Genomic DNA, 25,131 nt, shown 5'->3' on the forward strand with positions numbered 1-25,131 from the left:
GGGCACCTCTAAAAACTCTAATCCTCGGAGAGACCGTTCCGACGTAGCCCATTTGAGCCCGTATACTCGACCTGCCGTCGTGTAGTACGAATGGGGCGACAGGACGTCGCCCCAAGCCGAGGGGGCACAGGACGTGCCCTCCGAGGCGGTTTGCACGAAACAGGCAGGTCGAGTATACGATTGGGCGAAACAGGGCGCAGGCGGGACGGTCTCTCCGAGGGGACTCAAAGGTGAGTTTTTAGATGTGCCCTAAAAAAACTGGGAGAAGAAAGCGGAAGTCGTCGAGGTTCAACCTCGACGACTTCCGCTTTCTTCTACCTTCATAGGTAAGCCCCTGCTACGATACATCCTTTATCGGGATCTCTAAAGAAAGAAACATACCTGATCTCTTTATCTATTAATTTCAAGGAACCTCTTATTTTTATCTCTACCCCTGGGTAGACTTTGTTGCGAACGGCCACTACTGGAACGATGTCCTCCGAATCGGCGATCTGGTTTCTTATGGCCATCTGTCTGTCTTTCCAGATCCTGAGAAAAGAGGTTAATTCCTCTTTTCTCCTTTGGATTAGCCTCAATCTCGCAGCCACTTCCTCAGGTATTTTTTTGCTCCCTTTGTAGATAGGCAGAGTCGATTGAAGAAGGCTATAAATTCTGTCCACCGCTTCCTGAGTGTGAGAAATTTTCTCCTCCAATAAAGATAACTCCCGTTTAAGGTGATAACTCGTTCCAACCTCCAACACCGTACCAGTGCCCATAACCGCCCCTGCACTGGACAGATCTATCTTTTTAAGTGCTATTAAATGTCCACCGATAACGCCTTTTTTACCTTCGACAAAAACCTGACCGCCGGATATAACCGAGCTATGTAGGACATAGGCTCCAACGCTAAGATCTCTGCCGACTATGACCTCCCCACCCTGTATAAACCTAACGGAAAGATCTCCTCCCACATCGACGTAAGATTTATTCCCTATCACAGCGCTAATTTGACCGTCTCCAGCTGCGGTTACAGTGCCGGATTCCACAGCTCCCTTGATCTCTATGTCTCCGTCGCACCTCACGGAGAAACCCTCTCTTACCGTCCCTTTTACTATTACCGTGCCGGAGAAATCGACATTTCCTGTGGACATATCGACATCACCGGGGACTACGTAAACTTCTCTAATCGATAGCTCATGACCTTTTAAAACTGGCTGTCCCTGAATTGTCGCTTTAAAAACCCTGCCGTCAAAGCTCTCCACTCCTTTTCCCGGTATGAGATTTATCTTTCTAGGCTTAGAGACAGGGATAGCCCTTCCGTAAACGTCCCGTCCTGGCTCTCCTTCAGCAGGGGGATCGAGATAAGCGAGCTCCTCTCCTGGGACAACCGACAGAATCGCCCCTCGATCTTTATAGTCCACGTTGCCCGATACGTCTTTTACAAAAGCCCTTTTTTTATCGGTAGGAAATAAAAAACGAATTGATCCTTCATGAGAGGGCTTAGGAGGTATCCCTTGAGCTGCGACGACCCTGTGAACCGAGATTTGCTCCCTATTGCAGGTATTCACGGCGGAGATTATATTTTCCTCCAGAATATTCTCTATGCCTTCATCCCTCAGGGATCTCATTATATCTATCGATTCAACCGGGTTGCCTCCCTCGGAGGGAGGATGGATATCGAGGAAAACGGTCAGTCTATCGGAGCTAACCCTCCTGACGAAACATCCATCCTCTACCTCTCCGCCTACATCGGCAGAAGTCGATTCCACCAATCCCTCGACTTCCTTGAGGATTTTATCGAGAGTCGATTCTGCCATAGCAATCCCTAGCTCTATACGGCTTTCATCTATCGGCTTCTTTCCACTGTTATCAAAGCTCATCAGAACCAGCCTCCTGATGGGGGAAGAAGATCAAGACTCCAAGAACCTCCCCTTCGTCGTTTAACGCAGGTCGCACCTCCCCATCTCCCTCCGGTAAAGCGATGGACTCAGCCACACCTGACCCTATCACCCTAGCGCAAGTCTTTCCTAGATCCAGAGCACAGGACAGGGGAAGCATATCAACAGGAAGGGATTTCACCTCTTCGCTGGCCATATCAAGAACTTTCTCCATGGCAACGTTGATAAAATCTACGTCACCTTCTTTGTTGATGAAGAGAAGGGGTTTTTTTATTCCGTTCAGCAAACTGACGTATATCCTTAAGCGATCCTGCCATAGAGCGTTTCCTCGATCGTCGTCTATGAGGTGTGATATTATCTGAACGATAGACTCAAAAAGGTCGACCTCTTCCCTCGAAAAAGGCCCTTCGAAGAGACGGTCTTTTTCCCCCGAATATCCCCATTCTACCGTCCCTAATTTCTCTCCTCCTAACAGGACAGGCCTGGAAAAAGTCCACTCCATTCCGTGAAAACGGGAACTTCTGACCTCGTTGTTTTCCCAAGAGACCCTCACCGACATATCCTCAGGTTCCTGAACCGCCTGAGTCATAAAATCCGCTAGGTAGGATATTCTTTTGGGGATAGGCAACCTGGATTCCATCGAGACCTCGAGACATGAACGGAGGGCGCTGAGATGATCTATGCTGTACATCATGTCGCTAGTTCTCAGCCTTAAAGCCTCCTCAAGCCTTTTTTGCTCAGTTACGTCCCGAAAAACAACGGTAACCTCGTTTTTGGAGGATTTGTAGACAAAGTACTCCCGCCAACCTAAGATAGAGTTATCCCTTATTGCCGTCAGGGTATAGGGGATAGACTCACCGTATTTCCAGACTTTGAACACCGTTTCTATAAGGCCAAAGCAGCCGTCTCCCTCAAGGTCATAACAGACCGACCTCATCAGATAAGACGCTAAAGTTCGCCCTATCATTTCCTCGCCGGCACTGTCCAGATCTGAAGCCGCAGGATTGACGGCGTCTATGACGAAATCCCTTAGGTCATCGTCTCGACGAACGACTATCACACCGTTAGGTATGTTAGCGAAAAGCTTTCTCAACTGGCTCTCGGTGTGGTGTTTGTGGAGAGCCATCGTTATAGATGCCTTTACCTCCTGATCTTTCATAGGTTTTATCAGGTAACCGTAAGGATTGGTTTTACCGGCTCTATCCAGAGTAATGGAGTCAGAGTGGGCAGTGGTAAAGACAACCGGTATATCCAGCTTTCTGTAAACATCACCGGCAAGGGATATGCCGTCTATTCCATCGCCAAGGCGGATATCCATCAACACTATATCTGGCTCTTCCGCCGCTATAGTCTCAAAGGAAATACTGGAAATATCCGGAAGATCGGGGACATCATAGCCCATTTTCTCCAGCCTCATCTTCAGGTCCATAGCTATGATAAACTCGTCCTCTACTATCATCACTTTTGTCTGGGACATGGGTACTGGCCTCCATCTTTGACGTTTTTTTCATTGTAGCATCCATAGCTACCGTGGCAAAACACCAAAAACAAGGGATCTAACATCGGAAGCCCACAGGTGAGCTATACTTGCGGAAAACACTTAGACTTTGCCTCTGCGTCAAGGTCTAATATCCTAAGCGAACAGGAGCCCTCCTGTATGAGCTACAAGATGACTATAGGCGATTTTTCCAGAATCAGTAACCTATCCCCCAAGGCTCTTAGGCTATACGACAGACAGGGATTACTAAAGCCCGTAGCGGTAGATCCCTCCACGGGATACCGCTACTACGCCCCTATACAGGTGATAGAGTCGGAGAGGATAAGGATTCTTCGGTCCCTGGATATGCCACTGGAAGAGATAAGGTCGTTCCTTGAGGAAAAGGACCCGACGGTCCTTAGGGAAAAACTTGGAAGCTACAGAAAAGAGCTTGAGATAAAGGTTTCGTCCATGAGGCGAAACATGGATTTTCTGGACAAGCTAACGGAGAAGAGGGAGGAGATTTTCTTGAACTACGCGGTAGTCGTGAAAGAGATCGAGGATCAACCTATCATATCCACCAGGATAGAGACGTCCATATCCAAAATAGGTGAGAACATGGGAAGGGCATTCAACGAGGTGTGTGACCACATGACGAAAATGGGACTCAGCGCCAACGGTGTGGGGATAGCTCTCTATCACTGTCAGGAGTTCGACCCGGAGGATCTGCGCACCGAGATAGCCATCCCGGTACGCAAAAAGGACTAGCGGTCGATCAGGGCACATAACTTAGGCAGTGCCCTCTCGAGGATGTCTATGGACGAGAGGAAATCCCCTATGGATATCCTCTCGTCAGGGCGGTGATCCAAGGAGGAATCCCCCGGACCATAGGCAACCATGGGAATCCTCCAGGGAGCGACCACGTTGAAGTCGGCGGTTCCCCCTTTAGCCAGCAGGCGGGGGGAGCTGCCGACTTCCCTTATGGAGGACGACAGGGCCTGAGCTACCGGGTTGGACCTCGGCGACTGATAGGCCTCCACCTGCTGAACCACCTCCAAGGCGACCCCAAAGCGAGAGGCTATATCCACAAATAGACCTCCAAGTTCGTCGGAGGAGGCCCCTAGGGGCAGCCTTATATCCAGCCCCACCTTAGCGACCCTGCCTCCCGACTCCACTCCCTCCATACGGGAGACTGCGCCGTTGTAACGGTTTATCACCGGCTTAGAGTCGTCGTCCATACGGTGGACCTCCCTGAGTATATCCGAGGCGGCCATCAGGACGTCGGTCAAGGGGCCAGGACCGATGCTCCTGTGGCTCCCCTCGTCGGAGGAGGTCAACTCCAGAAACATACAGCCCCTGTAACCCAAGGTTATACCGTTGCCGCCGGAGGGCTCTCCCACTATACAGGCGGAGGGGGCTCCCCTGGAGGTCATGAGGTACCTCGCCCCCCGAGAGTCCCTCTCCTCTCCTACCGCCGCAACCAGGGAGTACCGCCATCCGTCGAGGAGCTCGGCCCTGCCCCCAGCGAGAGAAAAGGCCGCCAGAGGTCCCTTGGCGTCCACCGATCCTCTGCCCCACAGCTCATCGCCCAACACCTCACACTCGGGGCCACCGGGAACGGTGTCTATATGGCCCAGGAGGAGTATCTCCCTCTCCCCATGCCCTCTGGAGGCCAGGACGTTGCCGACTTTATCCCTTGAGACGCAATCCCAACCGAGGGATGGCAGGGACCTCTCCAAGTGGGAACAACAGACATCCTCCGATCCGCTCTCGCTGCGACAGGAGACCAGCTCCCTCAAAAAACGCCCATCACCGTCGTTCCAGCTCATCGCAGACATCCTTTAGAGCCTCCACAGCCTGGTTGAAATGGCGATCCTCCGCCACGAAGGGAGGCATAAAACGCAGGACCTTAGGTCCAGCGGGAAGTGCAAGGACACCTCTATCCTGAAGGGCCTTGACCAGCTCGGAGGATTTTACCGTCGTATCGACCCCTAAAAGGAGCCCCATGCCCCGAACCTCCCCTAGGATGGGAGAATCCAGCTTGCCGAGTATCTCCTTGAAGCGACTCCCTTTGGAGCTGGCCTGGAGTGGGTATTCCCTGTCCTGTAGAAGCTGCCATGAGGCCAGACCCAGAGCCGATACGAAGGGGTTTCCGCCGTAGGTCGTCCCGTGTCCTGCTATCGGGAAATCGCCGATCCAACCCTTCCAGACCACCGCCCCGACGGGGAAACCACCGGCCACTCCCTTCGCCAGGCAAACCACGTCTGGCTCCAGGCCCACCTGGCTGGAGGCCAACAGGGAGCCGCATCGCCCCCAGCCTGACTGTATTTCGTCGGCCACCAGAGGGACATCGAACTTAGAGCAGGCTTTGGATATAGCTTTCCCTATCTCCAAATCTAAAGGATAGACCCCTCCCTCGCCCTGGACTGGCTCCACGAACACGGCACAGGTATCCTCGTCCACAGCGCCGGGAAGGTCCTCCGGGGAGAGATGCTCCACCGGGTAAAGGGAGGTCTGCCAGGGTTTTCTGTACTTAGGGTTGAAGGTTAGGCCGAGAGCTCCCATAGTCCTGCCGTGAAAGGCCCTTCGCAGGGCCAGGATCTTACGTCGCCCGCTACGAGCGGTGACCAGTTTAAAGGCCGCCTCCATCGACTCCGTCCCGCTGTTGCACAAAAAGGCCTTTCCGTCGGGCAACAGCGATCTCAGTGCGTTAAGAAAAAGATCCCTAGGAGCGGAGGAGATTCCAAGCCCCACGGACCAGGGCGATTGGGAGGCCACCTTAGCCACCGATACCAGCTCTGGGTGACAGTGACCGAACAGGGAGGAACCGTGTCCCGTCATAAAGTCCACGTATTTTTTCCCTTTATCGTCCCACAGGTCGGCCCCCTGACCGGCTGATACGGTCAGACCCCGACCGCTGTAGAGCTCAGACATACCTTGGTCCCCTTTCCCTTCAACGCAGCTGACAGAGGTTCGTCGAGACGGCTATCGCCTAGGATGACGTCCTTGACCCCACCAGATAGGGCCTCCTCCGCCGCTACGATCTTTCTCTTCATGTTGCCCTTTGCCAAAGCCATGAGATCCTGAACCGATCCGCTGGAGACCAAAGACCTAGGATCGTGCTGGTCTGAGAGGACCCCTGGGACGTTGCTGAGTATCACCAAAACCTCGGACCCCAGAGACGACGCCACCAGTGCTGCCAGACGATCTCCGTCGACGTTCAGCAGCTTACCTGAGCTCTCTTCCAGGGCGATAGGAGGGATCACCGGCAGTATCCCTTTGTCCCACAGCCTGCCCACCGACTCGCCCTGAAAGGACGCCACCGAGCCGCTTCTGTTGCCCCTCAGCAACCTCACTCTGCCGTCCTCCACGCTTCTCAGGACGTCTTTACACAGGGCCCTGGCTCCGTAGACGCCGGGCCATACAGGAGAGCCACAGCAGCCCATCTCCGACAGGGAGGATATTATCTCCGCCGAGATGGCTCCGCATACCCCTTTGAAGACCACCATCTCCCTCTCACCTGTAAAGCGGCTCCTGAACCCCTTAGGGCTCGTCACGTAGACCGGCTCGATCCCCAGGGAGATACAGGCCTGTTCCATCTCGTGGCTGCCGCCGTGGACCAGTGCCCACCTCTCGCCCTGCTCCGTCCTGGCCGCAAGCTCTTTCAGGAGGGGGATAGGATCGTTGCCTCCTGCTCCCCCTATTTTGACCACTCCAACGGTCATGACACACCTCCTAAGCGGGATAAATCGGAGCTCCGTCCAGACCGGAGGTCTCCTCAAGGCCGAGCATCAGATTGGCCGCCTGGACGGCGGAGCCTGAAGCACCTTTCATCAGGTTATCCAGGGCGGACACCACCAGCAATCTGACTCCATCTTCGTGGAGGACGAAGCCGACGGAACAGTGGTTGCTGCCCAGAACGAACCTGGGGTCGGGCAACCTGAGATGGGACGGCCTGGCGGGACAGACGTTCCAGAAAGGACGCCCCTCGGTCGCCTTTCTGTAGGCCTTCCAGAGGACCGCCTCCTTGACCGGCTCCTTCAACGTCACCTGGGCCAGCATCTGGACCCCTCTGACCATCTCCACCGCCGTCATGGTCATGGTAAACAGATCCTCGGGCAGCCCGGTCTCCTGGATCACCTCCGCCAGATGGCGATGGCGGAAGGGCTCAAATACCCTCATGGTCCTGGTCCTGTAGGGGTGGTGACTGCCTTTGCTGGGAGAGCCACCGGCCTCTGATGAGCCGACCCGAAGCTCCATACGGACCGAGTCCACCAACCCGGTGCTCGCCAGAGGGGCCAAACCGAGAATAGCGCAGGAGGCGTTACAGCCGACTCCACTCACCAAGGACGAACTGGCTATATCCTCTCTGTGGAGCTCCGGAAGGCCGTAGACCGCCTGCTCCAGATAGGCCGGAGCACCGTGTTCCTCACCGTACCACCGGGCGTACTGGGCCGGATCTTTAAGGCGAAAATCTCCCGACAGGTCAACGACCTTAACTCCTCTCTCCCTGTAGTCCACCGCCACCTTCCAGGCCCCTCTGTGGGGAAGTGCCAGGAATACAAGGTCCGTCGGTATATCCATAGCCTCATCGGGAGAACTGTAGACCATCTCGGGATACCACAGCCTGAGATGGGGATGGTCGTGCCAGAGGGGCTTCCCAGCGGAGCCACGGGAGACGGCACAGACGACCTCCAGATTTGGGTGGTTTGCCAGTATCCGAAGCAACTCCCCTCCTGCCATTCCGGTGGCTCCCCACACGGCGACCCTGTAGGACATCACTTATCCCCCTCCATAAGGCTCTTACAGTGGGATATTATGGCTCCAGCCACGTCCACGCCGGAGCCCTCCACCGAACCGTGAAACTCCGCCTGACCGTTGACCTCGTTGACCGACCAGCTGTTCCCGTTCTGGAACAGGTCGACCGCAAGCAGATCCCCTCCGAAGGCCTTGTATACCGAGGACAGTACGTCGGTCAGGCTATCGTCCAGCGGTATAGACTGGGCCTCCGCCCCTCTGGCCGTGTTGGTTATCCAGTGAGAGCTAGCCCTCTTTATGGCCGATATAGGCTTACCTCCGACAACCAGGGCTCTGACGTCGTAGCCCGGCTTTTCGACGTATTCTTGTATGAAGAAAGTTCCGTGGTTCGGCCCCATAAAGGACTTATGCTCCACAAGGGACTCGGCACAGTCTTTGTCGTTCACCTTGGAGATAAGCCGCCCCCAGCTTCCCACAGGTGGCTTGAAGACGACGGGATATCCCAGCGATTCGGCGGCGTTCACCGCCTCTTCCTGGGAAAAGGCGACTCTGTATTCGGGCTGGGGTATGCCGGCGACGTCCAGAATCGACGCGGTGATCACCTTATCACCACAGGCCTCCATCACCGATGAATGGTTTACCGTCCTTACACCCCGGGATTCCATAAGTTTGGCTATGGCGAGGTTATGCCCGTGAGATACACAGCGACACAGGGCCACATCACCCTCCGACACGTCCAGGCCACCGGGCCAGGCTATACCTCTGATGTCCACAAAACGACAGGATATCCCTCTATCGTCGGCGGCCTTTTTGAGCATCTTTTCCTCCGCCCTGAGTCGAGTATACAGAATCCACAGGGTCGTCATGGATTACTCTCCCCAGTCTTCCTGGATCTCTGGGGCTTCCTCTAAGGTCATAGGATCGAGACTCACAAGCTCAAGCTCGGTCCCACAGTCCCCACAGATCAGCAGCTCGCCAACCATAGCGTTGTCCGGAATTGAGATCGCTCCGTCGCATATCACACAGCTCATAGTCATTTTAGTTTCCTCCTTGATCGTTATATAAAACATAGTTTCTCTACGTGGCGGAATGATACCGCAGAAAAGATATACTGTCAAGTATTTTTTGAGGCACTAAAAAACTAGAGTTCACAAAAAAACGACCCTCTCAGGTCGTTTTTTTGTGAACTCTAGTTTTTATCCAGATTTTTGTCGAGCTCCTCAGGGTGCAAGAGCAGATGTCTCAGTAGATGCGATCTACTTACGACCCCTATGAAAACCCCGTCTCTCAGTACCGGAGCTATCTTTATGTTGTCCTTTATAACCTTATTGGCCACGTAAAAATCGCTATCGGTCTCGTCGAAGGATATAATATTTTGTTTCATATATTTGCTGATCGGGTCTTTAGCTATCGACTGCAACCTAACGCTAAACTGTCCATAGTCGGGCAAAAAGGACGAGTCATGGAGCATATGGGCGTAGCCCGGTAGAGCGGCTTTTATTATATCCTTTTCACTGATAAAACCTATCACTCGGTTATCGTCGTCCAGCACCGGAAGACCGGAGGCGTTATGGTGGTACAGCACTTCGATAGCCTCCGCCACAGGACATTCGGCGGACAAGGCCGTTAGGTCCCTGTCGATGATCTCTCCTACCTTCATAGAAAAACCTCCCTACGTCTAAAAAAACCATGATACAGCTGGAGACTTTCGGACATAAAGCCTCAAAACACAGCTTCTAAAGGGCGGTGCCGTAGATACCTATCAGGAAGATACTGGATATGGTCAAAGAGATAAAGACGACCTTCACCCCTACCGCGAGAAAAGTCCCAAAGGATATATTTATACCTCCTCTGGTGGCAAAGTCGGCCAAGACAGCGTTAGCGGCGGAACCAAGGTAACTACCGTTACCACCAAGACAGGACCCCATAGCGAGAGCCCAGTAAAGGGGCTCCGGAGGCATCCCAGCGGTCCTGGCCATTTCGCTGACCACGTGGACAAACATGGCCGCAAAGGCCACGTTGTTCACGAAGATACAGGAAAGGCCGGATATCCAGAGGACCCCTAGAATCATCACCATAGGGCTCCCGCTTAGGAACCCTGAAAGGCCTTGAGCCATATAGACGATAACCCCGTTTTCCTGAAGACCTCCGACCAGGACGAAAAGGGAGACAAAATACACTATCGTGGGCCATTCCACCTCCTGATGGATAACCTCGCCGTCGTCGAGGCTGGAAAGGGCCAAAAGCAAACCTGCGGCGAAAAGGGCCACCACCGACGCCGTTATCCCAAGATGGTGGTGGAAGATGAACCCGACGAGGACGAGAACCATCACGGCACAGGACCGTATCATAAGCCCTTTATCCTTTATGAGCCTCGATTCGTTGACCTCCTTGAGCCTTTCGGTCGCCTCTTTGTCGGCCACCAGATCCTTTCGATACAGAAAACAGAAGAATATCATGACGACGACCCAGACGACCGCCACGACCGGAGATAGATGGACTATAAAGTCGTTGAAAGAGAAACCGGCGTAAGAGCCTATGATCATATTCGGAGGATCGCCGATTAGGGTCGCCGTTCCACCGATGTTGGAGGCTATTACCTCGCACAGAAGAAGGGGAACGGGATTTACCTTTATAAGATCCGCCAAGGACACCACAACAGGACTGACTAAAAGAACGGTAGTGACGTTATCGAGAAATGCCGATAGAATAGCGGTTATTATCGAGACGGAGAGCAATATAAGCACACCGTTACCACCGGTTATCTTTATAGCCTTTACCGCGATATACTGGAACAGGCCGGTTTTGGACAGGATTCCCACAACTACCATCATTCCGACCAGTAGGCCTACGGTGTTAGAATCGATATAGGAGCTTACCTCCGAGCCTGAAACGATCCTGAAAAGCATCATCGTAGAAGCTCCCAAGAGGGTCGCTGTGCTGGTTTTTAACCACCCCCTGGCGATTGACAGGATCGTCAACACGAAAAGGGCCAGAGCGATCCATGCCTTTGTATCCATTATAACTCCTCCTTCCCCCTACACGGGCAGCTTGGAAGTATACTCCTACCTGCTCTAAGCATCAAGGGAAAAGGACGAATATCAAGGGATAAAGTTTGTAAATTTTTACATTACAGAAAAGGACAAAAGACACTGAGAAGACAGGAGTGGAAATATGAGAAAAAAGCTCGCCCTATGTGCCGTTCTATTTGCCTGGACCTTAATATGGGTTCCTCAATTACAGGCACTAACCATAGGAACCTTTAACATGGAGTATTTCACCGTGAAAGGGGGCAAAGCCTACACAAGCGACGATTGCGCCCATTTAGCTAAACTTATAGAGACCTCAGGAGCCGATCTGCTGGCCCTTCAGGAGATCGTGGAAAACCGATCGTTGGAGTACCTTTTAGATAACTACCTCCCCCAGTGGAGCTATACAGGGAATCAGACGGAAGGGAAGCAAAATCTTTTTTTTATATGGAACAAGAACAAAATCAACATCACTACCCCTATCGAACCTCTCTTTACGGAAGATACGATCAACTGGGGAGGAAAGGTCGTTCCGCTGTTTAGAAGACACCCTATAAAGGCCACCTTTCGTGAAGTCGAGACGGGAGCGGAGTTCTCCGTGATAAACGTCCATCTCCGAAGTCTGGGCACCGCAGGATCGAAAGACCGGTTGGCGGCGGTGGCCATGAACAACGGTATCCGACAGGCCCAGGTTATAAAGCTAAATCACGCAGCGGAGGAGGAAAAGGGACCTCTGTTTATCCTAGGAGATTTTAATTCCGTTGAGGTTACAGGGGCGACATTCCCCTTTTTCCCCCTCACCGAGGAGCACAGTTACGACGACTTTCAATGCACCATCGACCACATAGGATACGTCAACTTGGCTCCGAGTAAAAACTGGCGTATCAGGGTTATAGAGACCTCTATACCGAGGAGAAGCGTCGGAGGAAGGCAGCACCCGGATCACGATATAGTGGTCCTATCTATGCCCGATCTGCTTCAAAGCAATCTTTGATTTTTAAGGCAAGCATGGTTATATCGTCGTACTGAGGTGCCTCTCCGGCAAAAAACTTTACTCTACTGCCGATCAACTTCACCAGATCCTCACTCGACAACCCCTCCGACTCCTTTAGCCATAATAGGGGAAGTTCCTCCCCCAGAAAAGCACCTGAAGGATCGGTAGCCTCGGTCATCCCGTCGGTGTAGATAAACATAGTCTCCCCTGGTGCCAGCGACGCCTCCCCTTCCTGAAAGTCGACCCCTTCCATCGGGCCGACGAGAGGCCCTTTTATCGGGGGCAAGGTTCGAGCCGACCGATCCTTGATCAAGATAGGGGGAGGATGACCGCCGGAACTGTACCTCAAGGATCGGTCTAGAATATCCACCACAGCGCAGAATACGGTGACGAACATACAGGATTCGTTATCCCTGGAGATTTCGTCGTTCAGTCTGGTCAGAATAGCTCCTGGAGAGAGCCCTTCTTTCGCGAAGGCCCTTATAAAGGTCCTGGTCACCGCCATAAACAGCGCAGCTGGGACCCCTTTACCTGAGACATCTCCTACAACTATAAGAATACGATTCTCGTCTAACATTAAAAAATCATAAAAATCTCCGGCGACCTCTCTAGCGGGCTCTAAGTTAGCGTAGAGATCTAGGTCGTCTCTTTCAGGAAAAGGAGGAAAGGTCCTCGGCACCAGGCTCATCTGGATGGACCTCGCGATGGACAACTCGCTTTCCATCCTCTCCCTGGCGGCGGTAGTATCGTTAAGCTCCCTTATGTAGGCGAGAAGGCTGAGCCTCATAGAGGAAAAGGACCTGGACAGCTGAGCAACCTCGTCTTCGCCGGAGATGTGGGGCAGGGGGAAATCAAAGTCCCCTGAGGCCAGGGTCTCGGTCGCGGCGGACAAGGATCCTATAGGGCCGGTTATGGCCTTCGATATAGCCAAAGCGACTAAGACAAGAAGCAGAAGCCCTCCTAGAGCCATATAAAGCTGAGAACGAATAAGATCGTTGAGAGATCCGGTAACGGCGGTCTCGGGAAAGAAAATCCCCATAGACCATCCGGCATCCCCTATGGGACGGAAGAAAATCCACCCATCTTTTCCCATATAGTCCTCGACCTCTATAATCTCCTTTTGAGCCTCTTTTCCCGCTATACCGGCTATAGGCCAGAGGCTCTCGGTGTTGATGAGGCGACGATCCCGGTGAGCGAGGAAGACCCCATTCTCGTCCAGGATAAACCCCTCACCCCCTTTGGGGATATTAAGAGAGTCCATAACGTCAGCCAACCAGTCCAGGGAGAGATCGCAGACCACCACCGCCGATAACCTGTCCTCCAAATCGTAGACCGGTACACCGTAGGAAATGACCGATCGTTCGCTACCACCGTAGCCAAAATAGGGATCCGTCCAGACCGGAGCCCTCCGGCTAACAGGGAGATAGTACCAGCTTTTAGAGTGTACATCGTAGTCATCCGCCAGTTTTTTACGATGGAGTCCTCGACCATCTTTGTACACAAAGATCCGCGAATAATCATCCTCTTTTCCCGGAGGAAGGGCCACGAAAAGGCCGCTAACCTCATCGTGAGCGGACAAAATCGACTCCAGGAGGGGCAGAAGGTTTTTGTCGAAAGGCTCGTAAAAGGCCAGAGATAAGGCTATATCCCTGGTTACCGTCTCGACGACCAAGGTAATCCGGCTAAACCTGTCGGCAGCCAATTCCCCTAGGCCTTTCACCCTGACCACAAGCTCGTCTTTCAGGATTGATTTTGAGCAGAAATAGCCGTATCCTCCGATCGCCGCCAGGATGGAGCCGGTGCCTAAAACTATGAAGGCGATCAGTTTAAAGGCAAGTCCCCTTTTTTTTATACGGAACATGACGTACCTATTTTCTGAGCGACAGCACTAGCCGGTTATATCCCTTTTCCCTGCTGTAATGGACCTCGTCCATCACTCTACGGACGAGAAGGATTCCCAGTCCTCCCTGAGGACGATCGTCCATAGAGCCCCTGACATCGGGCTCTACATGGGCCAGAGGGTCGAAGGGAACACCGTCGTCACAGAACTGCACCGAGACCCTGTCCAGGTCGTCTGTAAAGGTAACCTCTACCCTGCCTGGAGGGACTTTGTAGGCATAGGTGCATATGTTCACGAAAACCTCCTCCACGGCGAGGTCGAGATATCCGACTTTATTCCCCGACAGAAGGCCCTCTATCTGGGTGCACAGAAAGGCCCTTAGGTCCTCCAGATGGCTTAGGTCGGCCTCGAAGAACTGACTGCAACTTACCATCAGAAGCTATCCAGGGCACCGTCTACGTCGGGATATATGGGGAGAAAACTGTCGAAACCGGAGATAGAGAGGACCTCCTCCACCATTCCGCTGACGCCACAGAGCACCAATTTCCCACCTTGGGACACCAATCCCTTTGAAAGGGCCAAAACGCTCCTAAGACCGGCGCTGCTTATATACTCAAGGTCAGCAAAGTTGAGGATTACTTCGATTTTACCCTCCTCAATCCACCCAGAGCCCGCCTTATCCAGGTCAGGGGCCGTCAGGGTGTCCAGCCGCCCGGAAAGCAGGACCACCAACCTTTCGTTTTTTTCTTCACAGGAAATGAACACGATAAAAAGCCCTCCTATCGACTATTCCAATATCGATGTACAGAGGATCACCTTTTGGCCTCTGTACTCTCTGTACTCAAATACGGCGACTTCGTCGGAGAAACTCATCCTCTCGTCGACGAAAAACAGGATTCCGTCCCATTCGTGAGGGTGGTAAAGCTCAAACTTTACCGCTGGTTTTTGATCCTGAACCAGGACCGACTCCCTCTCGCATCAGAAATCCTTATATGTTCCCCAGGAAAGATAAAATGGCCCCCCTCTGGAGGAGAGATCTTTTGCTATACCCTCATCCATGGAGAAGGAAAGCGCCCATGATCTGGAAACAAAAAGCACCGCCGACAACGCTCCAAGCAAGATCAGTTTTTTTAAGCTCAAACCTAACCTCCCCCTTTCACGTAGAAGCTGTACATACCCGATAATAGGGTCTACAATCGTAGTATAAGCTATTTTCGGAGGTGAGGATATGACGATTGAGCGGATTTCGATAAGAGATGCAGCGGCCCCGGTAAGGACGGTAGCTGTGGGGAAGGACGGAAATGGAACCGGACCGGTCCCGCCGGTCTCAGCCGTCAGACCTGCCGATACCGTAGACAGGGGGAAAAAGAGCTTCACCCTACCGGACAAAGGGACCTCTCAGCTTCAAAAGGCTGAAAATAAAGTTAGATCTATGGAACAGGCCCTGAGGGCTCAGGGGGGACGATACGTTTCGTCGGTTTCCTATCGTTACGTAACCGGCCCGGACGGGAAAAAATACATAGTCGGAGCGGAGGTCTCTATATCCGCCCCCCAGGAGATCATGGAAGAGCTGGGACTTACAGGGGGTACTCCGGAGAGAATCGTCGGAAAACAGGCGGATAAAGCCTACGGGAGGGTAGCCAAGACCTACGAGATACTGAAGAAGTCCCGTTCAAAGGACTCGGCGATCGAACAAGAGGTCGAGAGGCTGGAGAGGACCGATAGAGAGGTCAGGGCCCACGAGGCGGCCCACCAGACCGCAGGAGGGGCCTTCACCAGCATGGCCACCTACGAGTACGTCAAAGGCCCTGATGGCAAGAATTACGCCGTAGCGGGAAAAGTCCCTATAGCCGTTCCATCGGGAGGAACCTCGGAGGAGACCATCAGGATGATGGATATAGTTAAATCCTCCGCCTTAGCTCCAGGGAGCCCCTCGGGGAAAGATCTGTCGGTAGCGGCAGAGGCGGATAACAACGCATCCAGAGCTAAACAGGAGATAGCCAGAAGACAGGCGGAGAAGGCCTATTCGCCTTTTAGAGATGCAGACGAAGGACTATTGTCCATGGTAGCTTAAGGAGGTGTATCCGTGTTTTTCGTCCGGTGGATAGCGCCTGTCGTACTTACAGGCTGCGGGGTATTTATGATGAACATGGGGGTTAAATGGCTGAGATCGGGACACCCGATAAAGGGCACGATGGATCTGATCGCTGGAACGGGCTTTATCGTGATCGGACTGTACCTCCCCTTCTCCCCTTAAAATGAGGCAAAAGGGTGGATAAACCCATCCATATAGTGTATCATTGCTGGAGAACCCTCTATATGGGGGTTCTCCAGTTTTATTCTGTACCCCCCAATACTCTGGTATAATTGCCCTTCCTCTTCCACTTGTAGAGGGGAAAAACAAGAAAAGGACGTGACGCTATGGTCAGATACATTCGGAAAAGAGACGGTCGGGAAGTCCCCTTCGAGAGGGACAGGATAAAAAAAGCCGTCATGAAAGCCGCTGTGGCGGTAGACAGAGACGACAGCTCCATAGGGGAGGCCGTCACCCGTCAGGCCGAATCGTATCTAGACATCTTTTTCGCGAGGGATGGATCTCCTTCAGTCGAACAGGTTCAAGATCTGGTGGAAAAGATCCTGATAGAAAAGGGGCAGGCTGACATAGCCAAGGCCTATATCCTTTACAGGCAGCAACACGCTAGGCTGAGGGACACGAAGCAGCTACTAGCGGGAGCGGTGGAGATGGTCGGCAACTACCTTAAAAAACTGGACTGGAAGGTCAACGAAAACAGCAATATGAGCTATTCCCTCCAGGGGCTGAACAACTACATAGCGTCGGAGGTCACCGCTCAATACTGGCTTAACGAGATATATCCTCCCTCCATAAGGGAGAGTCACGTATCCGGCGACCTTCACGTCCACGACCTGAACAATCTGTCGGTGTACTGTTGCGGTTGGGACCTTCAGGATCTGCTCCTGAACGGCTTTACAGGGGTCAGCACGAAAATAGGCAGCAAAGCACCTAAGCACTTCAGAAGCGCTCTAGGCCAGATAGTCAACTTCTTCTACACCTTACAGGGAGAGGCCGCAGGAGCTCAGGCTTTCTCCAACTTCGACACCTATTTAGCTCCTTTTGTGGCTGCCGACGGTCTGAACTACGAGGAGGTCCGCCAGGCGATCCAGGAGTTTGTGTTCAATCTCAATGTCCCTACAAGAGTGGGGTTTCAGACGCCTTTTACCAATATAACCATGGACCTGACCCCTCCTAAGGCACTGGCGGGGCTTCCTGCCATAATAGGAGGCAGTTTTACCGAAAAAAACCTAGGAAACTTCCAGCGGGAGATGGACATGATAAACAGGGCGTTCGCCGAGGTCATGCTGGAGGGCGACGCCAGAGGAAAGGTCTTTACCTTCCCTATACCGACGTACAACGTCACCAGCGATTTCGACTGGGAGAACCCTAAGCTGACGCCTATATGGGAGATGACCGCTAAATACGGCATTCCATACTTCTCCAACTTTATAAACTCCGACATGAGTCCCGACGACGCTAGGTCTATGTGTTGCAGACTCAGGCTGGACAACAGAGAGCTTAAAAAAAGGGGCGGGGGCCTTTTTGGATCTAATCCGATGACCGGTTCGATCGGTGTAGTCACCTTGAACATGGCACGAATAGGCTTTTTAGCGGAGAACAGGGACGACTTTTTGAGACGGACCTTCGCTCTGATGGACCTGGCGAAAGAGAGCCTGGAGGTCAAGAGAAAGATACTGGAGAAACTCACCGACGCAAATCTCTACCCTTACTCGAAGTTTTACCTGAGATCCATAAAACAGGAATCGGGCAGGTACTGGAACAACCACTTCAACACTATCGGACTAAACGGTATGAACGAAGCTATGGTCAACTTTATGGGCAAAGATCTCACCGATCCTGAGGCTATCTCTATGGCTAAACACGTAATGGAGGCGATGAAAGCCAGGATGGCGGACTATCAGGAAGAGGGAGAGATGCTTTACAACCTGGAGGCAACCCCAGCGGAGGGGGTAACCTATCGCTTCGCCAGGGCGGATAAGGACCTTTTCGGAGATCGGATACACTGCGCGAACCAAAAGGCGGTTATCGAGGGAGCAGAGCCCTATTACACCAACTCATCACAGCTTCCCGTAAACGCTACAGACGATATATTCGACGCACTGGACCTTCAGGAACCGCTGCAGACGATATACACAGGAGGGACGGTTTTCCACGGATTTCTCGGCGAACGGATGGTCGACGGTGAAAGCACGAAAAGACTGGTAAAAAAGATCGCTGAAAACTATCGACTACCTTACTTCACCGTTACCCCTACCTTCAGCGTCTGTCCTATCCACGGCTACATATCCGGCGAGCACCATTTCTGTCCTATATGCGACTCAGAGCGGGAGCTGGAGAGAGCTAGGCAGGAGGAAGTGACCTTGTCGTGAGAATAGGGGGTATCGTAAAGACGACCCTTATAGACTACCCTGGGAAGCTGGCCTCTATGGTTTTCACCGCAGGCTGCAACTTTAGGTGTCCCTGGTGCCACAACGGAGGCCTTGTAACCGACGAGCCGGTAATAGACCAAGATGAGGTGATGGCCTTCATCCTCTCCAGAAAACACCTGATAGACGGAGTGGTAGTGTCAGGGGGAGAACCTACCCTACAGGGAGACCTAGAGGATTTCTTAAAATCGATAAAAGAACTAGGCCTTCTGGTTAAACTGGACACCAACGGAAGCCTCCCGGATCGCCTGGAAAAACTTCTCGAAAAGGACCTTCTCGACTACGTAGCCATGGACGTCAAAGCCCCCCTCGAGGACTACCCTAAGGTGGCAGGTGCGGAGGGATACGAAAGGGAAATAAGACGGTCTATAAGTTTAATAATGGATTCAGCTCCGGACTACGAGTTCAGGACCACCTTTGTCCCGGGGCTTCACGATTCGACTTCCGCCCGAGGGATAGGACAGCTCGTTCAAGGGGCTAAGATACACTACCTGCAATACTTCAGACCGATAGGGAACTTACTTTCGGAGGAATACAGACACTCAAGGGCTCTCACCGAAGGAGAGCTAAAGGGATACGCCGGTATAATAGCTCCCTACGTGGAGGAAGTTAAGTGCAGAATCTGACAAAAACAGAGAGGATGAGCGTAATGAAGGAAGACAACAGAACTAGATGTGAGGTATATTCGAGGGTCGTCGGTTTTCTCTCCCCTGTATCCCAGTGGAACAAAGGCAAAAAAGAGGAGTTTTCCGATAGGCTTACTTTCGACAGGTCTACAGGACAAGAAACCGTAAAAAAAGCCTGAGAGGCACCATGACCGGGAGGCTAAGGATCCTTCAGGTGTTATCGCAGCGTCCCGAGAGCACAGGGAGTGGATTATACGTCCGCTCCCTGATAGAGGAGGGAACAAAAGCCGGCCACCATATGTACCTAGTGGCCGCCGAATCCCTAAACCATCGGCTAACAGATCCTCCTGTCCCAAAATCGAAGTCCACCATAGTGGAGTTTGGATCCGATCGAATCCCGTTTGAGATCCCCGGAATGAGCGACGTCATGCCCTACTCTCACACCAGATTCAGGGATCTGACCGACGAACAGCTCACAGCCTACAGGCAGGCCTTTTCCGACGCCCTTATAAAATCGGTCGATCTCTTTAAACCCCACATTATCCACTGCCATCATCTATGGATACTCACGTCGCTTACCGCAAAGACCTTCCCTTCAATCCCTGTCGTTGCCACCTGCCACGGCTCGGACCTGAGACAGATACGGTCTCTCCCTAGGCTTCGACCTTACGTATCGGAAGGGTGTAGCTCTCTCGACGGGATAATGGCCCTTACGGACGCCCAACGGCGTGAAATATCCTCCTTAATACCTTTGGATCTGGATAAAATAACCGTCACAGGAGGGGGGTACAGAAAGGATCTGTTCTTCCCAGGGGATACCCCTCCACCGCCTCCTATCAGGATAGTCTGCGCTGGGAAAATATCCTCCGCTAAAGGCATTCCATGGCTTGTCGAGGCCCTTAAGACCATAAACCTGCCCTGGGAGCTTCACGTAGCAGGTTCAGGAGAAGGGGAAGACGGAGCGAAATGCACCGAGTTACTGAGATCCCTAGGCAGCAACGTCGTCCTCTACGGAAACATTACCCCTGCTAAGGTAGGGGAGATAATGAGGACCTGTCATCTTTTCGCCCTGCCCTCACTCCACGAGGGGCTTCCTCTGGTCCTACTGGAGGCTCTGGCATCGGGATGTAGGGTGGTAGCCACCGAGTTACCTGGGGTCAAGGAAGTCATAAAAAACCTGAATCGGGACTACTGGTCCACCGTAGCGGTCCCGATGACGGAAAACGGCGAAAGACCTTTAAAAAGGGAGGAGCCCTCCTTTAAAGAAGGGCTCCGAAAGTCTCTGATAGAACAGATGGAGAGGGTCAGCGAAGGCAATCTGCCTGTCGACCTATCGATAAGCGAATTTGAATGGTCCTCGGTATTTAAGAGGACGGAAAAGGCATACGAGCAGGCCCTATCGGAGATCTAGCTCCCCTTGAGATCCAAACCTAGGCTGACCGGTGATATCCTGCATCAAGGAAGCGCTTCTCACAGAGTAATCGGACCAGCAGTTATTGAACATCAAAAAGAGCCTGTCCACCTTTTTGGCGAGACCTAGGACAGGCTCTTTCCATTCCTCCAGCTCTTTTCTGGAATATAAGTACCTGAACTTCTCTCCGACATAGCTTCCTCTATCCCATGCCTCTTTGTTTCTACCGTGAAATCGAACGACGCTTCCCCAGGACGCAGTAGGCTCTACTACAGCAGGAACGGTCCAAGGCAGCGATGGCTCGTCGACGGCCACGTAGGCTATATTGTGACCTCTGAGCCTTTCAAAAAAAACATCTCTGTTCCCTTTATCCAACCAGGTAGAGTTTCTTACCTCAAAGGCTATCTTAAAGGGCCTTGCCTCCTCTACAACCCGATCCAGATAGACCATCATACGGTCGGAAAAAGACGCCCAGGGAGGGAGTTGGAACAGCACGTAACCTAGCTTTCCTACTTTATGTAGCGGCATTATAGACTCAGAAAACTGATGCCATAGCTCAAGCCTGATGGACCTCGGTATTTTCTTGAAATCTATCCTCTTTTCCTCACAGAGGCCTATCTCATCCCTTACCCACCTCGGGAGGGAGGTCCACTGCACCGAGTGAAAGGTGAACAGACCATAGGCTTTAACGTTAAAGATAAAACCAGGAGAAGTCCAGGAGGCCCATCGGTAGACGTCGGTTATATCTGGAATGGCGTAAAAAGTGCTGTCAACCTCCACAGTGTCGAAACAAGAAGAGTAATGGCCAAGGCGAGATTCCCCGTCTTTGGCGGAAGGGGGATACCATCCACTGGATAGAAGCTGACGGTCCGCCCAGGAGCATGTGCCTATTCTGACGTTAATCACAGATGCCTCAGCTCACCGATGGCCCATTAAAGCAGGTTCGACAAGGCGCTTTACCCTGTCGCACCACCTGTTGGCTCTCCAGGCCTTTATCAGACTCACCACGGTATAAAGCTCATCGGGAGCGCTCCCACAGGCGTCGGCCCTTAGTGCTTTATTGTAATCGGACTCATCCATAGCAAAAACCATCTCCCCGTCGTGCATGGAGGTCCTGCCGTTACCTTTGCATCCAAGAGCTACCTTTCCCTGACCGTCTTCGTAGAAAGTGACGACGTAAGAGATATCCCCGATTTGACCGGCGGAAAGATCGAAACGCCTTTTTCTAGCAAAGCCTTCGGACTTCAGGAGCCCGTCGGAATCGTGGTGATCCCTGTACGAAAGGGATCCCAGATAGTGCCAATGCCTCACCAGCGAGACCATAAAGGAGGATAACTTTGAAGCGTCCACCTTTGCCTGGCCGTCCAGGTCTTCCGCTATATTTGCGAGACGCCTTTTCCTAAGAGCCTCCCACAGAGAGTCGGCAAAGTCTATTCCATCGCTTCCGACCATGGAAAAACCCAATATAGTCCCTACCGAAGCTATCTGGAAAGGCATATACCATCGCCCAGGATCGACGGATACCAGTTTAGTTACTATGCCAGCACCTCGTATGTCCCTTATATCTCCCCCTCTAGGGACCTCGACAAACCTCTCCTCGCCGTTCCTCTCAAAAAAAGAATCCTCCTGATCCGATATGTCGAAACAGGGAAGAAAGACCCCATCGTCCTTACCCTCGGATAGATCGGTGATCCAAAGGGATTTTCTCTTCGATTCTGGAAGAAGGGCAAAATCCTTTTTATCCATGACAATCCTGGGCTCCATGGCCATATCCTGTAAGACCACCGTCGTCTTAAGACAAAGAGACCTGAACGAAAGATCGCGGGAAAGCTCCCTTATCAGATCTCTGACCGAATCCTCTAGTACATCCATAGAGTATTCCGCCGTCTGGCCTCTTTTATGTTTCATCTTCAGGACCCTGGCACCATCCTCAAGCCATGAAAAACGGACTGGCTTCATCCTTTCCTTGGCTTTGTTATATATGCCTAACCTAGGGGCACCTGAACCACGCCATATCTGTAAGGCCAGGACATCGTCAATTTCTTTGGAACATAAAATAGTCCCGTTTTCCCTCTGCTCCATAAACAAAAACCCTCTTTCCAGTCTTGTCTGTACACAGTCTATAATCTGGACACAGTAAAATTATTTTCCGAGAAAAGGGTTACCCCTCGATCCGACAAAGCGGAGGCAAAAAAACCTTGGCCCCTACGTAGAGAACCGGAAAAAGAGCCGTCGTAAACCCATGAAACTCCGCAGGAGGGGCTTTTCTCCTTGAGTAAAGCGACCTTCACGTCCAACATGTCAACCATATGGAGAGACTCCTTTACGCCTTTGTCGAAAAACCCAGTCATATCGAGGCCATTAAGGTTCACGACCTTATTCCCCTTTATCTCACAAGGTAGTCTAGGGGTGGGGAGGCCTCCAAGCTGCTCCGGGCAGAGGGGGACAGCTAGCCCCATTTTCATAAGCTCCACAGCTCCCTGAAAAAGACAGGAGCTTCCATCGTAGCGACAGTTAAGGCCTACCAGACAGGCACTGACTACTATCATACTCACATCAGCCTTTCGGACTATCATTATACATTGGGTCTAGATCTATATCCATTGATACTTGTGAATCAGACGCTATAGGTGTATCATCTCTCCCTTGGGTTACAGTCTGAACATACGAAATATCATAGGAGTGGTATATGTGCAAGCATCAGAGAAAATAAGAAACCTCGCCATAATAGCCCATATCGATCACGGCAAGACGACGTTGATCGATTCCATTTTTAAAGCGACCCAGGTCTTCAGGGAAAACGCAAAGGTAGAGGAAAGGGTTATGGACAGCGGCGAGATAGAGAGAGAACGGGGGATAACCATAACCTCCAAGCATTGCACAGTCAACTGGAAGGATTATCTCATAAATATAGTGGATACGCCGGGACATGCGGACTTTTCTGGAGAGGTCGAACGAGTCCTATCCATGGTGGACTCGGTTCTACTTCTAGTGGACGCAAACGAAGGACCGATGCCTCAGACTCGATACGTCCTTTCGAGGGCCTTAAACCTAGGCTTAAAGCCTATAGTTATAGTAAACAAAGTGGACCGTCCTCGGGCTACTCCCGACGAAGCTCTGGACAAAACCATAGATCTCTTTATAGAACTAGGAGCCGATGAGTCTCAGTTAGAGTTCCCCGTGCTTTACGGATCAGGGCTCGACGGATGGCTGGTCAAAGAACTAGGCGACGCAAGAAGGGATATGGAACCCCTCTTTGAGACCATAGTTGAATACGTACAGCCTCCTGAAGTAGATGAAAATGCCCCTTTCAGGATGCAGGTAAGCACCTTAGCTTGGAACGATTACGTCGGCCAGATAGGTTGTGGCAAGATAATATCGGGGAAAATATCCAAAGGAGAACCTTTTGTCCAGACCAGAACGGCCTGGGAGGATTCCTCCGAAAAGACAAAAGAATGGAAGATTCTGACAAAATCCCAGGAAAAATCCGTACACCTTTGGGTAACCAAAGGACTGGATAAAGTCGAGACCGAGCAGGCCTGTGCAGGAGATATCATATGGATAGCAGGGCCTAAATCGATCGATATAGGGGATACCTTCTCATCCTCTCTAAGCCAGGAACCACCGTTTCCCCCTATAGAGATAGAGGAACCGACGGTCTCTATGTTCTTTTTAGTCAACAACGGCCCCTTCGCCGGGAAGAACGGGACTCCATTGACCTTACGACAGCTTAAGGCGAGGCTCGAGCGGGAGACCCATACCAACGTAGCCCTAAAAGTTGAGGACCTAGGAAGACCTGACGGGGTAAAGGTCTCCGGAAGAGGAGAGCTTCAGCTGGCTATCCTTATAGAGGAGATGATCCGAGAGGGCTCGGAGCTATGTGTATCCAGGCCAGAGGTAATAACGAAAAAAGACGACTCAGGCAAGACGTTGGAACCTATGGAACAGCTGGTAATAGAGGTACCTGAAGCATACCAGGGAACGGTAATAGAGAAACTGGCTCAGAGAAAAGCGGACCTCGTAGATATGTCCGTAATGGACACAGGAGTCGTCAAGATGAAGTTCGATATCCCTACAAGAGGGCTGATAGGCTACAGAGGCGAATTTTTGACCGATACGAGAGGATTAGGAATCATGGCCTCTAGATTTGTGGGATACGGCCCCTGGAAAGGCGAGGTCTCATCCAGGAACAGGGGATCTATGGTAAGCATGGACACCGGACCGGCGACAGGGTATCAGCTCGACAACCTTCAGGAGAGAGGAACGCTGTTTATATCCCCTGGAATAGAGGTCTATAACGGCCAGATAGTGGGGGAGAACTCCAGACCTGGCGATATCCCCTGTAACCCCACTAAAAAGAAGCAAACCAGCAACCACCGTTCCGCCACGAAAGACATGGGGATAAAACTGGACGTCCCAAGAAAGATGTCGTTGGACAAAGCACTTGAGTGGATTGCCGACGATGAGCTTGTAGAGGCAACCCCTAAAGAGATCAGGATAAGAAAAGCCATCCTCGACATGAACGAGAGGAAAAAAGCCACTAAAAGAGACTAAAAGAGATCCTCGGAGGGGCTGCAAGTCAGTCCCTCCGTTTTCCC

General features: G+C 52.1%; 26 protein-coding genes. 9 read left to right on the plus strand and 17 right to left on the minus strand.

Features of this window, described 5'->3' with window-relative positions:
• Window positions 1-320 precede the first annotated feature (320 nt).
• On the minus strand, window positions 321-1,859 hold the full coding sequence (locus B9Y55_RS03620; protein ID WP_085544003.1) for a DUF342 domain-containing protein: 1,539 nt from the start codon (window positions 1,857-1,859) through the stop codon (window positions 321-323).
• Complete coding sequence (locus B9Y55_RS03625; RefSeq protein ID WP_085544004.1) at window positions 1,849-3,354, minus strand: response regulator; 1,506 nt, start codon at window positions 3,352-3,354, stop codon at window positions 1,849-1,851. Before B9Y55_RS03625 ends, B9Y55_RS03620 begins: the two co-directional genes overlap by 11 nt.
• Before the next feature lie 180 nt (window positions 3,355-3,534).
• Here B9Y55_RS03625 and B9Y55_RS03630 point away from each other — a divergent pair, with 180 nt between their 5' ends.
• Entirely contained in the window at window positions 3,535-4,122 is a 588-nt protein-coding gene (locus tag B9Y55_RS03630) for a MerR family transcriptional regulator (RefSeq protein WP_085544005.1), read from the plus strand.
• On the opposite strand, the gene B9Y55_RS03635 is transcribed toward B9Y55_RS03630, so the two are convergent.
• The 8 genes from B9Y55_RS03635 to B9Y55_RS03670 form a co-directional block, all read right to left on the minus strand.
• Window positions 4,119-5,192 (minus strand): M20/M25/M40 family metallo-hydrolase, encoded by a 1,074-nt coding sequence (locus B9Y55_RS03635; protein WP_234986118.1) that lies wholly within the window; start codon window positions 5,190-5,192, stop codon window positions 4,119-4,121. The two genes, B9Y55_RS03630 and B9Y55_RS03635, sit on opposite strands and share 4 nt — an antisense overlap.
• A complete protein-coding gene (locus B9Y55_RS03640; protein WP_085544006.1) occupies window positions 5,164-6,288 on the minus strand; it encodes an aspartate aminotransferase family protein in 1,125 nt (374 codons plus the stop codon). The genes B9Y55_RS03635 and B9Y55_RS03640 overlap by 29 nt, the downstream gene beginning before the upstream one ends.
• Window positions 6,258-7,079, minus strand: a complete 822-nt coding sequence (locus tag B9Y55_RS03645; RefSeq protein WP_085544007.1) for an amino acid kinase family protein — start codon at window positions 7,077-7,079, stop codon at window positions 6,258-6,260. The genes B9Y55_RS03640 and B9Y55_RS03645 overlap by 31 nt, the downstream gene beginning before the upstream one ends.
• A 10-nt stretch (window positions 7,080-7,089) precedes the next feature.
• The gene (gene argC, locus B9Y55_RS03650) at window positions 7,090-8,133 is read right to left on the minus strand and encodes an N-acetyl-gamma-glutamyl-phosphate reductase (protein WP_085544008.1); all 1,044 of its coding nucleotides are present in this window, start codon (window positions 8,131-8,133) and stop codon (window positions 7,090-7,092) included.
• Entirely contained in the window at window positions 8,133-8,978 is an 846-nt protein-coding gene (lysX, locus tag B9Y55_RS03655) for a lysine biosynthesis protein LysX (RefSeq protein ID WP_085544009.1), read from the minus strand. The genes argC and lysX overlap by 1 nt, the downstream gene beginning before the upstream one ends.
• A gap of 3 nt (window positions 8,979-8,981) precedes the next feature.
• Window positions 8,982-9,149: a lysine biosynthesis protein LysW gene (gene lysW, locus B9Y55_RS03660; protein WP_085544010.1), complete on the minus strand. Its 168-nt coding sequence runs from the start codon at window positions 9,147-9,149 to the stop codon at window positions 8,982-8,984.
• 152 nt (window positions 9,150-9,301) lie between these two features.
• The gene (locus B9Y55_RS03665; RefSeq protein ID WP_085544011.1) at window positions 9,302-9,772 is read right to left on the minus strand and encodes a CBS domain-containing protein; all 471 of its coding nucleotides are present in this window, start codon (window positions 9,770-9,772) and stop codon (window positions 9,302-9,304) included.
• Between the two features lie 76 nt (window positions 9,773-9,848).
• Window positions 9,849-11,132, minus strand: a complete 1,284-nt coding sequence (locus tag B9Y55_RS03670) for an ArsB/NhaD family transporter (RefSeq protein ID WP_085544012.1) — start codon at window positions 11,130-11,132, stop codon at window positions 9,849-9,851.
• A gap of 154 nt (window positions 11,133-11,286) precedes the next feature.
• On the opposite strand from B9Y55_RS03670, the gene B9Y55_RS03675 reads away from it, so the two are divergent.
• Window positions 11,287-12,135, plus strand: coding sequence for an endonuclease/exonuclease/phosphatase family protein (locus B9Y55_RS03675; RefSeq protein ID WP_085544013.1), 849 nt, complete (start codon window positions 11,287-11,289; stop codon window positions 12,133-12,135).
• Here B9Y55_RS03675 and B9Y55_RS03680 read toward each other — a convergent pair.
• The 4 genes from B9Y55_RS03680 to B9Y55_RS13185 form a co-directional block, all read right to left on the minus strand.
• Window positions 12,104-13,996, minus strand: coding sequence for a SpoIIE family protein phosphatase (locus tag B9Y55_RS03680; RefSeq protein ID WP_085544014.1), 1,893 nt, complete (start codon window positions 13,994-13,996; stop codon window positions 12,104-12,106). The two genes, B9Y55_RS03675 and B9Y55_RS03680, sit on opposite strands and share 32 nt — an antisense overlap.
• A 7-nt stretch (window positions 13,997-14,003) precedes the next feature.
• A complete protein-coding gene (locus B9Y55_RS03685) occupies window positions 14,004-14,408 on the minus strand; it encodes an ATP-binding protein (protein WP_085544015.1) in 405 nt (134 codons plus the stop codon).
• Entirely contained in the window at window positions 14,408-14,740 is a 333-nt protein-coding gene (locus B9Y55_RS03690; protein WP_085544016.1) for an STAS domain-containing protein, read from the minus strand. Before B9Y55_RS03690 ends, B9Y55_RS03685 begins: the two co-directional genes overlap by 1 nt.
• A gap of 213 nt (window positions 14,741-14,953) precedes the next feature.
• The gene (locus B9Y55_RS13185) at window positions 14,954-15,115 is read right to left on the minus strand and encodes a hypothetical protein (RefSeq protein ID WP_159448218.1); all 162 of its coding nucleotides are present in this window, start codon (window positions 15,113-15,115) and stop codon (window positions 14,954-14,956) included.
• An 88-nt stretch (window positions 15,116-15,203) separates the two neighbouring features.
• Here B9Y55_RS13185 and B9Y55_RS03695 point away from each other — a divergent pair, with 88 nt between their 5' ends.
• The 6 genes from B9Y55_RS03695 (at window position 15,204) to B9Y55_RS03715 (ending at window position 20,533) form a co-directional block, all read left to right on the plus strand.
• On the plus strand, window positions 15,204-16,049 hold the full coding sequence (locus B9Y55_RS03695; RefSeq protein WP_085544017.1) for a putative metalloprotease CJM1_0395 family protein: 846 nt from the start codon (window positions 15,204-15,206) through the stop codon (window positions 16,047-16,049).
• A 12-nt stretch (window positions 16,050-16,061) separates the two neighbouring features.
• Window positions 16,062-16,232 carry a hypothetical protein gene (locus B9Y55_RS13190; RefSeq protein ID WP_159448219.1) on the plus strand — a complete coding sequence of 57 codons (171 nt, stop codon included), beginning with the start codon at window positions 16,062-16,064 and terminating at the stop codon, window positions 16,230-16,232.
• A 164-nt stretch (window positions 16,233-16,396) separates the two neighbouring features.
• Complete coding sequence (locus B9Y55_RS03700) at window positions 16,397-18,439, plus strand: ribonucleoside triphosphate reductase (protein ID WP_085544018.1); 2,043 nt, start codon at window positions 16,397-16,399, stop codon at window positions 18,437-18,439.
• The gene (locus tag B9Y55_RS03705; protein WP_085544019.1) at window positions 18,436-19,122 is read left to right on the plus strand and encodes an anaerobic ribonucleoside-triphosphate reductase activating protein; all 687 of its coding nucleotides are present in this window, start codon (window positions 18,436-18,438) and stop codon (window positions 19,120-19,122) included. The genes B9Y55_RS03700 and B9Y55_RS03705 overlap by 4 nt, the downstream gene beginning before the upstream one ends.
• Window positions 19,123-19,136: 14 nt before the next feature.
• Complete coding sequence (gene nrdD / locus B9Y55_RS03710) at window positions 19,137-19,301, plus strand: anaerobic ribonucleoside-triphosphate reductase (RefSeq protein ID WP_234986119.1); 165 nt, start codon at window positions 19,137-19,139, stop codon at window positions 19,299-19,301.
• A gap of 8 nt (window positions 19,302-19,309) precedes the next feature.
• Window positions 19,310-20,533, plus strand: coding sequence for a glycosyltransferase family 4 protein (locus tag B9Y55_RS03715; RefSeq protein ID WP_085544021.1), 1,224 nt, complete (start codon window positions 19,310-19,312; stop codon window positions 20,531-20,533).
• On the opposite strand, the gene B9Y55_RS03720 is transcribed toward B9Y55_RS03715, so the two are convergent.
• From B9Y55_RS03720 to B9Y55_RS03730, 3 genes are read right to left on the minus strand one after another with little or no spacing between them, the layout of a single operon-like run.
• On the minus strand, window positions 20,519-21,439 hold the full coding sequence (locus B9Y55_RS03720; RefSeq protein ID WP_085544022.1) for a DUF72 domain-containing protein: 921 nt from the start codon (window positions 21,437-21,439) through the stop codon (window positions 20,519-20,521). The two genes, B9Y55_RS03715 and B9Y55_RS03720, sit on opposite strands and share 15 nt — an antisense overlap.
• A 12-nt stretch (window positions 21,440-21,451) precedes the next feature.
• A complete protein-coding gene (locus B9Y55_RS03725) occupies window positions 21,452-22,615 on the minus strand; it encodes a hypothetical protein (RefSeq protein WP_085544023.1) in 1,164 nt (387 codons plus the stop codon).
• Between the two features lie 38 nt (window positions 22,616-22,653).
• Entirely contained in the window at window positions 22,654-23,109 is a 456-nt protein-coding gene (locus B9Y55_RS03730; protein WP_200806617.1) for a 2-thiouracil desulfurase family protein, read from the minus strand.
• Window positions 23,110-23,224: 115 nt separating this feature from the next.
• Here B9Y55_RS03730 and typA point away from each other — a divergent pair, with 115 nt between their 5' ends.
• Window positions 23,225-25,087: a translational GTPase TypA gene (gene typA / locus B9Y55_RS03735; protein WP_085544025.1), complete on the plus strand. Its 1,863-nt coding sequence runs from the start codon at window positions 23,225-23,227 to the stop codon at window positions 25,085-25,087.
• Window positions 25,088-25,131: the final 44 nt, after the last annotated feature.

This window comes from Dethiosulfovibrio salsuginis (assembly GCF_900177735.1).
GTDB lineage: Bacteria > Synergistota > Synergistia > Synergistales > Dethiosulfovibrionaceae > Dethiosulfovibrio > Dethiosulfovibrio salsuginis.